Annotated in this window: 14 protein-coding genes; 4 read left to right on the top strand and 10 right to left on the bottom strand. The window is 41.4% G+C overall.

What is annotated here, in order from left to right; all coding sequences use genetic code 11:
* Positions 1-38: 38 nt before the first annotated feature.
* Positions 39-806, bottom strand: coding sequence for a DUF1350 family protein (locus AACU33_RS22125; RefSeq protein WP_096590684.1), 768 nt, complete (start codon positions 804-806; stop codon positions 39-41).
* 154 nt (positions 807-960) lie between these two features.
* A complete protein-coding gene (locus tag AACU33_RS22130) occupies positions 961-1680 on the bottom strand; it encodes a hypothetical protein (RefSeq protein ID WP_339376207.1) in 720 nt (239 codons plus the stop codon).
* A gap of 934 nt (positions 1681-2614) precedes the next feature.
* Between AACU33_RS22130 and AACU33_RS22135 the strand changes: the two genes are divergently transcribed.
* Both AACU33_RS22135 and AACU33_RS22140 read left to right on the top strand, forming a co-directional pair.
* Positions 2615-2788, top strand: a complete 174-nt coding sequence (locus AACU33_RS22135) for a hypothetical protein (RefSeq protein ID WP_339376208.1) — start codon at positions 2615-2617, stop codon at positions 2786-2788.
* Between the two features lie 399 nt (positions 2789-3187).
* Positions 3188-4567: a serine/threonine-protein kinase gene (locus AACU33_RS22140; protein WP_096590686.1), complete on the top strand. Its 1380-nt coding sequence runs from the start codon at positions 3188-3190 to the stop codon at positions 4565-4567.
* 35 nt (positions 4568-4602) lie between these two features.
* On the opposite strand, the gene AACU33_RS22145 is transcribed toward AACU33_RS22140, so the two are convergent.
* The gene (locus AACU33_RS22145; protein WP_096590687.1) at positions 4603-5514 is read right to left on the bottom strand and encodes a c-type heme family protein; all 912 of its coding nucleotides are present in this window, start codon (positions 5512-5514) and stop codon (positions 4603-4605) included.
* A 197-nt stretch (positions 5515-5711) separates the two neighbouring features.
* Between AACU33_RS22145 and AACU33_RS22150 the strand changes: the two genes are divergently transcribed.
* Positions 5712-6572 carry a phosphate/phosphite/phosphonate ABC transporter substrate-binding protein gene (locus tag AACU33_RS22150; protein ID WP_096590688.1) on the top strand — a complete coding sequence of 287 codons (861 nt, stop codon included), beginning with the start codon at positions 5712-5714 and terminating at the stop codon, positions 6570-6572.
* A gap of 69 nt (positions 6573-6641) precedes the next feature.
* Here the strand turns inward: AACU33_RS22150 and AACU33_RS22155 are convergent, their stop codons facing one another.
* The 3 genes from AACU33_RS22155 to AACU33_RS22165 form a co-directional block, all read right to left on the bottom strand.
* Positions 6642-7184, bottom strand: a complete 543-nt coding sequence (locus AACU33_RS22155; protein WP_096590689.1) for an RNA 2'-phosphotransferase — start codon at positions 7182-7184, stop codon at positions 6642-6644.
* Positions 7185-7241: 57 nt separating this feature from the next.
* Entirely contained in the window at positions 7242-8561 is a 1320-nt protein-coding gene (locus tag AACU33_RS22160; protein ID WP_096590690.1) for an amino acid permease, read from the bottom strand.
* An 82-nt stretch (positions 8562-8643) separates the two neighbouring features.
* Positions 8644-9870, bottom strand: a complete 1227-nt coding sequence (locus AACU33_RS22165; RefSeq protein ID WP_096590691.1) for a DUF1501 domain-containing protein — start codon at positions 9868-9870, stop codon at positions 8644-8646.
* A 65-nt stretch (positions 9871-9935) separates the two neighbouring features.
* Here AACU33_RS22165 and AACU33_RS22170 point away from each other — a divergent pair, with 65 nt between their 5' ends.
* Entirely contained in the window at positions 9936-10193 is a 258-nt protein-coding gene (locus tag AACU33_RS22170) for a hypothetical protein (protein WP_339376209.1), read from the top strand.
* Between the two features lie 97 nt (positions 10194-10290).
* Here AACU33_RS22170 and AACU33_RS22175 read toward each other — a convergent pair whose 3' ends face one another.
* The 4 genes from AACU33_RS22175 to AACU33_RS22190 are packed head-to-tail and all read right to left on the bottom strand — an operon-like array spanning position 10291 to position 13254.
* Complete coding sequence (locus AACU33_RS22175; protein WP_096590692.1) at positions 10291-11817, bottom strand: DUF1800 domain-containing protein; 1527 nt, start codon at positions 11815-11817, stop codon at positions 10291-10293.
* A gap of 10 nt (positions 11818-11827) precedes the next feature.
* Entirely contained in the window at positions 11828-12301 is a 474-nt protein-coding gene (locus AACU33_RS22180) for a Spy/CpxP family protein refolding chaperone (RefSeq protein ID WP_096590693.1), read from the bottom strand.
* 12 nt (positions 12302-12313) lie between these two features.
* On the bottom strand, positions 12314-12673 hold the full coding sequence (locus tag AACU33_RS22185; protein WP_096590694.1) for a hypothetical protein: 360 nt from the start codon (positions 12671-12673) through the stop codon (positions 12314-12316).
* Entirely contained in the window at positions 12670-13254 is a 585-nt protein-coding gene (locus AACU33_RS22190; protein ID WP_339376210.1) for a sigma-70 family RNA polymerase sigma factor, read from the bottom strand. The genes AACU33_RS22185 and AACU33_RS22190 overlap by 4 nt, the downstream gene beginning before the upstream one ends.
* Positions 13255-13418: the final 164 nt, after the last annotated feature.

Raw genomic sequence — 13418 nt, forward strand, 5'->3', positions numbered from 1 at the left:
GTCTATAGGGTTCATTCCTTTTCGATTAGCATAAAATATTATGGTGGCGAAAGCGGATTCAGCCACAAAAGCATGGCATTTTTAAGTTGGTTTAAGTCACGGTATGCTTCTTGTTTAAACCATTGCCCTAATGCATCAAAAGGAGTAAAAGATGCTCCTGTTTGCCATTTAATGTCTTGGCCTAAAGGTGTGGTGTGAGTTCCTGGCAGGGTTTGTACCGTTACCATCTCCGGAAAACGTGCTTGTAAGATTTGGCTTAAAGCCTTTGATTGGTCAAGGGAATCATTGCTAAATCCGATCAATAAGTTGCGACGGACATTGTAGCGTTCTTGCACCAGCTTGTTGGTTTCCAATGGAGTAGGGGTAAACTCAATTGCTAAAGCAGAATTTAACTGTTCTACTAAGGGAATAGCATCTCTAGCAGCGTAGTTGTTGAAAGATATCAGAATATTACCTGCACGTTCTACGTCAAAGACACTACCAATTAGTAAATGGAGTTTGCAACCCATGCTATGTCCTACACCATACACCGGAAGGTAAAGCTTGCGTAATGCGGAAGAGTCGTGCAGACGCTCTAAAGTGCGCTCAAAGTTTAGCAGTACAGATTTAGCGATCGCAACATGATCTAGCGTATTCACAAAAGGCGTGGCAATTACTACATACCCTTTATTTGCCAGTTGTTCTAGTACCCAACGGTAGGTGAGATGAGGTGCAGTAGCTACGAATGCACCCCCTAGGAAATGGATGATACCGATAGGATTTTGGGGAATAAGTACCCAGTTACCGCGAATTTCTTTCCAGTCCATGCCGATAGGCGATCGCTTAATTAACACATCTTTATAGTAGACCAGCGATCGCAGTCCTGGAGTACTTTACTTAGTCAATGTCATTGGGCATACGGCATAGGACACAAGTCAAAAGTCAATATTTATTTCTTTTCCCCCTGCACCCTGCCTCTGATTAAGGCTGATTCTGTAACCTTTTCATTTCGTGCTGTACATCTAAGGCAATTTGTAATGCTTCGTTGAGTATACGTCCATGCTCGGTTGCCTGTTCGGTAACTTGCATTGCAGTTAAATTGGCTAAATTATTGTCAAAAAATTCGCTATTACTGATAATAAAATTTTTGTTTTCTCTCAAGATTTTTTCGGTTTTTAAAGCACGTACTAAATCATTTCTCGTGAGTTTGAGTGCTTCAATTACTCTTTGTCTTTCACGAATACTTACACCTGCGTTACCAGCATCTTCTATTTGATCGTTAATATCTATTGCCTTAATAATCGCATTGTATCTCTCAACATCATTTAAGAGAATTCGTAAAGAGTTTGTCATATTTGCTTTGAGAATTTTACTACGTTTTTTCCAAAGCAAATATAAACCTATTTGTGTAATTCCCCCAACCCATAATCCTAGAACTAGCAACACTAGCCAAGATGGAATTGTGAGCCATACATCAAAGAGTTTGAGAATGAAATCAAATATTAGATAAGCGCCAACCACAATAGAAAAACTGATAAAAACTACGGTAGCGCCTTCAGTTCCTTTAATTTTTTCTATAACTTGCTTTACAAATCCTCCCAGAGGATTAATGATATTTACGAGTTCATCTTTAACAGGCAGATTAGTCAGGTTTTGTAGCTCTTTGGGACTAATCTCCAACCCTTGTAAATCATCCCGCACAGTTTTCCCCACCTCACCAGAATAGTTATTTAGTACAATATAGCAATCTAATTTTTGGAATGCTAATGTTAAAAGCGTTTTGGAGAAAATTTATCAGCCAACTATTTTTGTAAGTTGAGATACTCTTTTTTAAAGTAGCTGGTTATACCTTAATAATAGACGTAAGCCAACAGATAAATTAAAATCTTGATACAGATGATATTCAAAAAAAACTTATTTTAACAAACTAGTATTTTTGAGCGCGAGCGACAATATTGCAATATATATAACTCCTATTTTTTCACTTAGAAGATCTGTATTCTTACCTTCGCGATTTCTCAGAGTCATTCAGAAATTAAATCAGATTGCTATAGCTACAGATGAGTTTACAGAAACTCAAAGTATGCAAAATGGTATAACCTCCCATATTGCTAAATAAATGATTATATAAGATAGAATTTGCCTTCCAAGTTCCAACCAATCAGAGTGCCCGGTATGGTTAATGTTTAACTTGCCGACACCGCAGTCATTTTGAGTGGTTGTTAATTTAAGGTATCCCTTGTAATCGGGTTATGCTTTACCATTGTAACCAGCTACATGCCTAGGAGCAATGCTTTCTGTTAACTCCCTTTAATCATTAAGATTGCGATCGCCAAATTTATCGGCAATGAATTGCACTGAAGAAATTAGAATCAATCTGTTCCATACGCAAGGATTGACAGTATTAAAGAATAGTACGCTCGTAAATTAATATCTGGTTTAGGAGGAATCTACCGCGATAACTTAGTCGAGTGCTATAATTTTTCAGCCAATGTCCAAACGAATGTATATTGTCTAAGAAAAGGCTGAAGTTATGGGAAAATGGTAGGAATTTTCTCTTCTATCTATAAGTCACTGGTTATATTTATTTTAATTACTAAATGCATCAATTGTGGATTTTGCAATATAGAATAAGATGCGTAAAATTAGCAGTTTGTTGCCTGAAATCAAGCTAACTGTAAGTTTTACAATTGATGCCCCTTCGGAAAATATGCGATCGCTACCCCAAAGCCTTCTGGTGCGTCCGCTACGCGTAGCTTGCTTCCCCGTAGGGTTACAGCTAACGCACTCCACAATTACTGAGGGTTAAATGATTAAAATTGACGTTGCATCTGACAGCTTGTTTTTATCTGTACTCATGGTATGGATGTACGTGATGAGTGAAATCAAAAAAACCTTAGTACTGCTGCTGAGTTCAGTCAAAAGAAGTAGTGGTTTGGGAAACTACTGTATTGGAAACGGTTTTTGTACTGTTTTCTAGAAGCAAAGGGTGAGACAAGGCTGCGAAAAGAAGTTGCCAGGAAATTGGCTCAATCCAAGTCAGGGGATCTTTATTTACCACCTACTGTTCTACTAGCAAGGCAACTCAAGAAATAGTAACCAAAACTAGACATCAAGTTTATTTTATCTAGGGTTTGTTGCTTCATAATATCTACCAACGCTGATACATATGTAAAGATTAAGGTGAGGACTTAGACGAGTCATACTTATGTTAGGAAGTTTACTAGATGGGCGTTATCAAGTCCTCCAAGTCCTCGGAGGAGGAGGATTTGGTCAAACATATATTGCCCAAGACACTCACCGACCCGGTTCTCCTAGGTGTGTTGTCAAGCATCTCAAACCCTTCACTCAAAATCCTGAATTCCTTGCAACCGCCAGACGGTTATTTACTAGTGAGGCAGAAACACTAGAAAAATTGGGTCATCACGACCAAATTCCGCGGCTGTTAGCTTACTTTGAAGAGAACCAAGAGTTCTTTTTGGTGCAAGAGTTTATTCAAGGATATTCGCTAAAAGCGGAATTATTACCTGGTAGACGCTGGACAGAAGAACAAGTTGTGCAACTACTGCAACAAGTATTGGGTGTGTTGGAATTTGTTCACAGCCATAAAGTTATTCATAGAGATATTAAGCCGGACAATATTATTAGGCGACAAAACGACTGCAAGTTAGTATTGATTGACTTTGGCGCAGTTAAGCAAATTCAAACTCAACTCAGAACAGCTATTTCAGGACATATAGAAACTACTATTGCCATAGGTACCCCTGGGTATATGGCTACAGAACAGGGACAAGGCAAACCTCGCCCTAACAGCGATATTTATTCTTTGGGTATTATTGCAATTCAAGCATTAACAGGCTTACATCCTAGACAACTTCAGGAAGACCCGAATACAGGAGAAATTTTCTGGCAACAGGAAGCTAACGTCAGTTCTTGTTTAGCATCTATACTGTCTAAGATGGTGTTGTACCATTTTAAAGAGCGCTATCAGTCAGCTACAGAAGTACTAGAGGCGTTACGCAGTACTAATATTGAGACTGAAATCGACAATCAATTTACACAACCGCCATTATCTATTATTCAGCTACCCCAAGCTACATTTCCTCAACAAAATACAGGACAGTCAACAGCTTCTATTCTCAGCCCAGAACAATACAAGCACTTAGAAAAGATGCTTTTGGAATTAGTAGGCCCTTTAGCACCAACTTTGTTAAGGAAAATAGCAGCATCAGCAAGTAATTATCAAGATGTAATCGACAATTTGACACAGCATCTTGCAGGAGAACAAAAAACGGAGTTTCAAGAGAGGTCAAAGTTAATTCTTAGAGAAACTACTAGTCAAACTCAATCTCAGCAAAGTAAGCAAAATATTTCACAAATTCCAGAAACCCCAGCCATTAGCAATGAATTTGTAAGTCGATGCGAACAAGAATTAGTTAATTTAATTGGGCCAATTGGTAAATTCTTGGTTCAAAAAGCAGTAAGATCTTTTCCCCAAATTTCTCATCCAGAACTTGTCAAGCTGTTGTCATCACAAATTCCCGATCGCCAAAAAGCTTTGCAATTTGAGCAACGTCTACTTTCTTAGAATAGTAAGTGAATTATTTTTTGATTTAATCATTATTACTGCCCCTGCTGATTCAACATATCCATAGCTATTCTTAAACTATACTTCATGCGATTAAAGGCTGCTGCCAGTCCACCAATTTCATCTTTATGATCGTCATGAAAGTTAGCTTCCATGTCTCCGGTACTGACTTGTTGAGCTATTTTTTCTATTCTCTTAATGCGCTCAATTACCGTTTTCTTGATCAAGAAGTTGATTAAAATAACTACAACCGCAAAAATTGCAATTAATAGTCCCATAATCAATATCCAAGTCTGTTGAGCGCTATTAAATACCTCTTCTGAAGGAACAGAGATAATTTGAGCAGCAACAACCTCATTAAGTTTCCAGCCAAAACCATTATTTGAGCCATAAGTGGTTAACTGACTTTTAGGCGCTTGTTCTGGGGTGGAATGACAGCGTAAACATTTCTCTTGTGTAATAGCCAAGGGTCGCGCAATATAAAATACTTTTCCTTCAGGAACGTCACGAAAATCGGCAATTTCTTGTAGCTTGGAATTGTTACGGAATCGCTCTACTATTTGAGTTTCAAAACCATCTGCTTTATCCCTTAAGTTGGTAGGATTTAGTGTCGCTTCTTTATAAAGATAGTTTTTATACTCATCATTCTTGCGTAAATTTTCAAACACTTCTGTCGCAGAGAAGGCTGGTACTGTTTCTGGGATAAATACTGGTTCTGTTTCCAACTCAGGTGCTAGTCGCGGATTGACGTTATCTTGTGTATATTTTCGCACTGAGTTCATCGTTTTAATTAGAATCTGTGCTTTTTCTGCTACTTCTGTTTGCGCTCTTCGCTGGAGTACAGTTGAGAAAGCTGTACCACTAATTACAATGCTAATAATGAAAACTACGATCAAAAGCAAGTTGAACTTAGTACCAATTTTAAAGTCTTTTATCTTTTTAAGCATAATTCTTGTCTCTAGACAAAACTTTACAGATGATTACGAAAACTTAACTTAGCTAATTGTATTTATAGCTTTACTTATAGCTGGTCTATAGCAGATACTTTAAAAGTAAACAAATATTAATTTACTAGTTGAATATTAATCGTCCTTACCATATTTAAGCATAAGATCCAGATTATTTTATATAAATAAAATTACTAATGTCTTGGAAATTATCTCGCCGTTTTTTTCTGTTACAAATGCTGTTTTGGGCTGTGAATGGATGCCAACCAAAGGCTCAGTTTGATGGTGAATTAACTATCGGTACTATTAGCTATGGTGGCGGAGAAGATATAATTACCCAATACACGAAATTCAATCGCTATTTAGCTGAAAAAACCAAATCACACATTAGGCTAGAGCCTGCTTTTAATGAAAATAAAGCAATTGAGCGACTGGAAGCAAGGGCTTGGTCTTTGGTATTTGCACCACCAGGTTTAGCAGCAATTGCGATCGCACGTTACCAATACGTTCCGCTTTTTCCTTTAGTGGGTGTAAGTAATTTGCGCTCAATTTTCGTAGTGCGCAAAGATAGCCCAATCTCAGAATTGAAACAGCTACAAGGTCAAACAGTAGCGCTAGGTCAACAAGGTTCAGCAACAGGATATTATTTCCCACTGTTCAATCTTTATGGTTTAACAGTAGCTGAAATCATTTCTGCACCTACACCCAAAACAGTAATGGAATGGGTAGCTGTCGGCAAAGCTACTGCTGGTGCTGTCTCAATCGCGGAATATAATCTTTACAGTTCTCAGTTATCGCAGACTCAGTTTCGCGTACTCTACACAGATCCACACTATGTACCAGCAGGTGTAGTTTTGATTGGGCCGAATATCGAACGAAATCGTCAAGAGTACATCCGCAAAGTCATGAGTGAGTTTCCTTCAGGTTTAGCCCAACAAGTAGGTTATATACCCAATGGAAATATACCGGATTATCAATACATGATTTCTGTAGTTGAGCGAGTGAAATTGATTGTTCCTCAGCTACAAAATAAACCTGTGCGGCTATTTGTCAGTTAATTGATTGTTTGTCATTGGTCATTGGTCATTTGTTGTTTATCTTTTATCAGAGGTTGGCTTGGGGATTATTCAAAGCTTTTGCAGATATTCCGGGGGTACGGCATCTACTAACCAAACACCATTATCCGAACAGTAAAATTGATAGCCTACTTGATGCATGGCTGCTGCATCTACAGCTAAAACTACGGGTTTTCCATGTCTTGCGCCGACCGCTTGGGCTGTGGCAATATCTGGTGATAAATGTACGTGGTGCCGCGACATTTTGGTGAGTCCTGCTTGCATAATCGATTCCACAGACTTGTGTCCCGTACCGTGATACAACACGTTTGGGGGAATCACTGGTTGTAACTGTAAATCGACTTTTACGCTATGTCCTTGATTAGCACGAATGAGCGTGCCTGTAGTGTCAAAGGAAAAGCGTTGTTTATCATTATTGGCGACTACTTCCTGTAATTCTTCTAAGGTGATGGGAAATTGATTATTAGCACAGGCTGTAATCAGTTCTTGCACATTCACCCAGCCACCAGGAGACAGTTTAATGCCAATGCGATCGGGTTGGTGGCGGAGATGTTTGCTCAGGTATTTGCTGATTTTAATTAAGCGATTATCCATATTGGTTATTGGTTATTGCCGCAATCCTGAGTTTAATTACAAATTACAAATTACAAATTACGAATTAGTAATTATTGTTGACCAAATTTGTTTGGCGATGATGGCTAAGGCAAGGGAAATCATGACAATCAGTGTCGCTTGACCACCTGGGACTAAGGGTTGATGAATTTTATTGGCGCGTTCCTGTCCTTGTCGTTGCTTCCAAGTCATCAATGCGGGAATGATTCCGCCTAAAACTGAGATACTGAAGGTTCCAGCATAATCTAGGGCAGTAAAAAAGATGTTGGGATTGACTACCCCGAAACTCATGGGAGGTAACAGAACCATCGAATAAAGTGGTAGGCGGCTAGAAAATTTGACTCTGGTAACTAAGAAAATTTCTTGGAAAAAATCTAGCAAACCATAGACAAATCCAATGAATGATGTGGCGATCGCAAACTCGGAGAAAATCGAGACTAATACTCCTAACCATTCTCCCGCACCACCCGATCGCAGAATTTGTAAAGGGTCAAAGATAGTTTTACCAGCAGCAGTATTCTGGATAATTTCTGGGCTGACGCTTCCCAAAATCACGGCATTCCAAGCTAGAAACATCATCAGGGGAATTACCGAACCAATAAAAATAGACTGACGAATTTTTTGGGTGTCGCCTTCTAGCTGAGTCACTACCACGGGCACAATATTATGGTAAAACAGCGCTACAGACATTACTGATATGGCGCTACCTACAGCACTCCAATTTTGAAAGAAAAATTGTGTAGTTTTAACCTGGCCGCCTGCCAACAACAATAGGCCGACAAATGACGCTAAGACAATTGCAACAAACACGCTATTGAGTTTTTCCACAAACTTGTCTCGCCCAAAATACATGATCCCACCAAATAAAAGTGTGAAAACGGTCGTACCCACCCATGCAGGGATAACGTTTTGCACGCCTAATAATTTGGCGATCGCCGAGCCTAAAATCTCTCCTCCTTGGGCGGTGTATGCTACTAGCAGGGCATAGTGTAAAAACAGGTAAGTCCCGCCAGCAATTCGCGCACCGATAAAGCCGAGAGTGTTCTCAATCATCGCCAACATCCCGACACTCGGACGCCCTGCCAAACGCATAGTATTGACGGTGGCTTCTGCAATTAATAACCCGGAAACTAAGGTGTATAACCAAATAGCAATTAGTAGGACTGTAGATGGGACAACGCCAGATGGTAAAGTCACCGCAGGTAACGCCAGAATCCCTGCACCAACAGTCGTTCCCGCAACCAGCGCCGTACTTCCTAAAACACTACCAGGTTGATGAGTTAGCTGTTTTCCATTAAATTCCAGGTTAGAAAACAATCGAGTTACTTGTTCTTGATTGGATGCGATCGCAGTTTGCATAAGTAATGATGCTAAAGTGTGCGCCCAAATAAAAAACGCGATGTTAAATTATGTAACCAATCTTAGCAAAACCCTCAATGTGTCAAATTAAAGCTAATTTTTGAGTTGGCGTATAACTAGGCAAAACAAGATTTAGTGTTTTGTGGTCAAGCTGTAAGTGACGGTCTAATACTGTAGAAATCACATCTCGAAAATCGGTAGCGATCGCTAAATCTCGCTGCTGGTAAAGTTGGGTTGTTGCTAATCCCGGCCAGTCTCCATAAACCTTACCACCGCGCACTTTGCCACCCATTACCCACATTACATTCCCATGTCCGTGGTCTGTGCCACCGTTACCATTTTCTTGTACTGTCCTACCAAACTCAGACATGACCACAATTGCTGTGTTTTGGTAAATTGGCCCTAGAGTTTGTACCATCACAGCCAAACCCTCAGCTAATTTTTTTAGCCTCTGGGCTAATTGTCCTTGGCTTCCACCTTGATTAACGTGGGTATCCCAGCCACCCACAGCCATAAACCCTAATTCAACTTTCGGGTCTTTCACCATCAGTCGGGCTAGCCGTTGGGCATCTCTGGCAAAAGCATCCGGTAATGGCGCACCATTATTTGCCATCTTCATTTCATCATCCAAATCTTTCAAAATAGCTTGACGCGCCATCCGTCCTTCTTGATAAGTTTGACTCAAGCTATCATTGCCAGTATAAAGTCGGTCAAAGGCTGCCCCGACTTGCGGACGATCCAATGACAGAGGATTATTACCTCTTCTTCCTGATGGTAAGCTGGCTACAGACATCCGACCATGCAAAATTAGTGGTATTGTTTCGCCTACGCTGACTGCTTGGATGGGCGCTTTGTTGGAGATAGTAGCTAATAAACGATTCATCCAACCATCCCCGGTCTTTTTTGTCCCAGGAATGCCGCTTTCCATATAATATTGAGCATCAAAATGGGAGCGAGTGGGATCGGGAGAACCACAAGCATGGACAAATGCTAGATTACCCTGCTGCCAGAGGGGCATCAAAGAACTTAACGCTGGATGCAAGCCAAAGCGACCGTCTAAATCTAAAACTCCTCCTTGTTTCCCCGGTTGAGGAATTGCAATTTTCGGTCTTGCTTGGTAATAAGCTGTCTCCGAGTAAGGAACCACTACGTTTAAGCCATCAACTGCGCCCCGGAGAAAAATCACAATCAAGCGTTTTTGATTGCTATTCTCGCTAGCCGATCTTGCAACCCAAGCATTAGTTCCGATCGCGGCGATGGCTGAGGCGGAAAACATTCCAGCTTGGAGAAGAAAGTTGCGTCTTTTCATATCATTTTGCTTTTAAGTATCGTGTATGGAGTTCTGAGGCTGAAGTTTGAGGTTCCGAACTCGGATTGTCGAGTGATGAAGTCGAAGTTTGGTGTTCCGAACTCGGACTGTCGAGTGATGAAGGCGAAGTTTGGTGTTCCGAACTCGGATTGTCGAGTGATGAAGGCGAAGTTTGGTGTTCCGAACTCGGACTGTCGAGTGATGAAGTCGAAGTTTGGTGTTCCGAACTCGGACTGTCGAGTGATGAAGTCGAAGTTTGCTGTTCCGAACTCGGACTGTCGAGTTCTGAAGCTGGAATTTCCTGTTCTAAACTCGGACTGTGAAGTTATTAGAACTTACCCATCAGTTGGGAAACAGAATTTTTGTTCATTTAGCTCAAAAAATTGTCCTTGGATCTGCGGCAAATTTGAGATTTTGCCGCTAACGACGCATAAATTCTGGACTACCCAAAATTAAAGCTGCATGAAGTTGGGGCGGACTAGAAGCGATCGCACTTTGAGTTTTAGTAGATAAAGAGTTACCTAATGTATTTGTGAGTTGCAGGCTATCGACAGGAGATGGTTTTACTTTCACGGGTGGTAGAGAGACTCCCGGTACATTATTAGCAGCGTTCCTTGAAGTTGGTACGCTGGATAGCGGTAATCTGCCACTAGCGATCGCAGTCGCAAAGTTAAGGCGACGAGTCATAGCATCAGGATTCAACCATGTTTCTTCTGTGTTTTTGTAACCATCTGGAGTGGGGCAACCATAAACAGGCATCCCCAACTGTTGTAGTAAAGTGAATATTGGTTTTGTGTTATTGACTTCAATACCTGTTGCTCGTACCGCAGAAATTGTGTATTGATAAGGCGTTTTAAACTTAGCATTAAAGTTTTTTGTGTCCCAAAATTCCGAACTGTGAAAGAGAGTATCGAGGACAGCGCGAATATTCCCATCAGTGGCGAGATAGCGCTGTGTTAAACGATTAACTAAAGCTGTAGGTGGGCGATCGCTGACAAAATACTGAGCTAATTTGTAGCTAATATGACGGGCTGTGGCGGGACTGCGCGCTAAAATATCTAAAGCTTGTTCGCCCTCATTCTCGCCACCACCTTTGATAGTGGTTTTCAGAAAAACTTTATCGCTATCATCGTGGCGCTTGGGGTCGAAGTAAAATCCGAAACTATTATTATTAGCTTGATTGGGACGAGCAATTCCCCAACCAGTCAAAATCTTTGCCAAAGCGATGACATCTTGCTGAGTATAGCCACCATCGACGCCGAGAGTGTGTAATTCCATTAACTCACGGGCATAATTTTCATTTAAACCCTGAAATCTACCACGGGAACCAGGACTACCAGGAGCAGTATTTTGCCAATTATCTAGATAAAACAGCATAGCAGGATGGTGAGCCGTTGCGCCTAGAAGGTCGCGAAAGCGCCCCAGTGCATAGGGTCTGATGGCTTGTTGTTCGTAGGCTCCCACCCAAAAGCGATCGCGCCCTTTAGCTGCATCCACATTGAAATGGTTATACCAAAAGTCCACCATCACTTCTTGGAGTTGCCTTGGACTGTTAGTAGCGCGTAATAATCGTGCTTGAATTGCTTCTTGCAGCACTCCTCTAATTTTTCGCTGGGCAGCTTTCTTGGCTTCGGGGCTGGGTTTTTGCCCAGTTACACCATAAGCCAACAATTGCATTGGATTTAAGCTGAGAGTTTCTAGCTGCGCCAGTTGGCTTTGCAGGCTTGCCGATTCAGGTATACTCTCAGGTGAGAGTTGCTCTTTGATGTAGCGGTCTACACCAATAGACTCCACTCTTTGCACATCTCCAGGGCGAGGCCCAAAACTGAGACGGTTGATTATATGTAGAATTTTCGGATCGACAGCTTGAGGTGCAGCATTACTGGGTGTAACTCCTAAGAGGAAAATCACCAGCGACATCACCAAGAATTTCGGCTTTGCATTCATACGGCTATTTTTACTGAATTGGACGCTGAGGATAATTGCGTTTTGGCTTATACAGATGGTCGGCAAACTTTTGTCTTTGCTCTGGACTCAAAATTTCACGAATTGCCAAGGTATTTTCAAATTGAGCATCAGCAAGCTGTTGTCTGAGAACTTTCAGTTGGTTGTATTTTGTCCGTACCTGTTCTTTAGAGGCTTGTCCGGCTAATAAATCGCGTAATTCCTGCTGTGCTTGCTGCACTGCTTCTCTTTTGGGTTTGATTTGATTTTGGGATTGGCTGCGAATTGTTTTAATCTGTTGAATTTGTTGAGATGTCAAATTCAATTCTTGAAGCCAACCCGATTGTGGGCGGCGCTTAGGTGGTAGATTTGTGGGAGTTTGCGCCAAGTTTTGAGGTAAAAAGGAACCACTAGCTTGGGCAAAAGCACTAGCACCACCCAGAGCCAGGATCGTCACTGCTATCAGAGACAAACGACGTAAAAACATTGAATTTATCTCCTAGAATTCAGTAGATTGCTCGGTACTATAATCTGTAAAATGCCATACATAACTTCCTGTATATTCGCTGACAGTGCCTTGCCAATTACTATCAATGAAAGCTTCCAAATTAGCTAGTTCAGCTGCACTGGGTTTAGCTGGGACTAAGACACGGTAGCTAATTACAGCAGCTAATAAGGAAGCCGCGATCGCAGGTGGAACTAACCACAGCCGTGGAGAACGGCGTTGAGGTTTAACTGCGGAAGTTTGCAGCTGTTGTAATATCTGTCGTTCCAAATCAGGGGAAGCTGGGGGGAGAGGCGGACGATGCTTCCCAAGAAAATTCACCAGATTTTGGTCATCATCGGAAAACTGAGTCATAGTTGCACTCCTTGTTGTTGGAGAAATTGACGCATAGCAGCACGAGCATGGAACAATCTGGACTTGACCGTTCCTAGGGGAATATCCAAGATTTCTGCTATCTCTTTTTGTGGTACTTCCTCCAAGTCATGCAAAACTAGTATCGTGCGATGGTCAAAGCTTAAGTTAACCAACCCCTGTTGCACCAAGTCTTGATAATGCAGCGCCATCAAATCTGGAGCATCTTGCTGGGTAGGAGTATGTACCGTAAGCGCCTGTAATTGATTCCGTCGTTGAACTTCTGCTTGTCGCTGATTGCAAGCTAAATTCCACGCAATGCGATACAGCCAGGTCGAGAATTTTGCAGTTTGCCGAAACTTAGGCAATCCTTTCCACGCCCTCAAAAATACTTCCTGCACTAGATCGTCCAGGCTAGATGGTTCGCATTGATGTAAGATTACTCTCACCCGTTGCTGATGGCGACGATAAAGCAGCCCGTAGCTTTGAATATCACCTTGTAAGCACTGCTGTACTAGATAACTATCAGATTCGCTTGCGGATTTGCTGGGGAATTGCCTATTCTTTGAAAGTTTTATTGGCACAACTAACACCTGAGGCTCTCTCCTCCACCCGTTTGTAGCTTGTATTTATTAGACCGGATGGCAAAGCAAAAGGTTCAATAGGTTAGGGTATTGGGGCAGAGTCAAAATTTCTCCCTTATCTGCCTACACCTCCAGATGGGCATATTAAATGATGTAAGGATGTG

The organism is Calothrix sp. NIES-2098, assembly GCF_963875125.1.
Classification (GTDB): Bacteria; Cyanobacteriota; Cyanobacteriia; order Cyanobacteriales; family Nostocaceae; genus Aulosira.

Excerpts from the sequence above, each read along its gene's own strand:
- AACU33_RS22125 (WP_096590684.1), bottom strand. The coding sequence starts at position 806 with ATGGACTGGAAAGAAATTCGCGGTAACTGGGTACTTATTCCCCAAAAT.
- AACU33_RS22135 (WP_339376208.1), top strand. The coding sequence starts at position 2,615 with ATGCGTAAAATTAGCAGTTTGTTGCCTGAAATCAAGCTAACTGTAAGT.
- AACU33_RS22140 (WP_096590686.1), top strand. The coding sequence starts at position 3,188 with ATGTTAGGAAGTTTACTAGATGGGCGTTATCAAGTCCTCCAAGTCCTC.
- AACU33_RS22145 (WP_096590687.1), bottom strand. The coding sequence starts at position 5,514 with ATGCTTAAAAAGATAAAAGACTTTAAAATTGGTACTAAGTTCAACTTG.
- AACU33_RS22150 (WP_096590688.1), top strand. The coding sequence starts at position 5,712 with ATGTCTTGGAAATTATCTCGCCGTTTTTTTCTGTTACAAATGCTGTTT.
- AACU33_RS22155 (WP_096590689.1), bottom strand. The coding sequence starts at position 7,184 with ATGGATAATCGCTTAATTAAAATCAGCAAATACCTGAGCAAACATCTC.
- AACU33_RS22160 (WP_096590690.1), bottom strand. The coding sequence starts at position 8,561 with ATGCAAACTGCGATCGCATCCAATCAAGAACAAGTAACTCGATTGTTT.
- AACU33_RS22165 (WP_096590691.1), bottom strand. The coding sequence starts at position 9,870 with ATGAAAAGACGCAACTTTCTTCTCCAAGCTGGAATGTTTTCCGCCTCA.
- AACU33_RS22175 (WP_096590692.1), bottom strand. The coding sequence starts at position 11,817 with ATGAATGCAAAGCCGAAATTCTTGGTGATGTCGCTGGTGATTTTCCTC.
- AACU33_RS22180 (WP_096590693.1), bottom strand. The coding sequence starts at position 12,301 with ATGTTTTTACGTCGTTTGTCTCTGATAGCAGTGACGATCCTGGCTCTG.
- AACU33_RS22185 (WP_096590694.1), bottom strand. The coding sequence starts at position 12,673 with ATGACTCAGTTTTCCGATGATGACCAAAATCTGGTGAATTTTCTTGGG.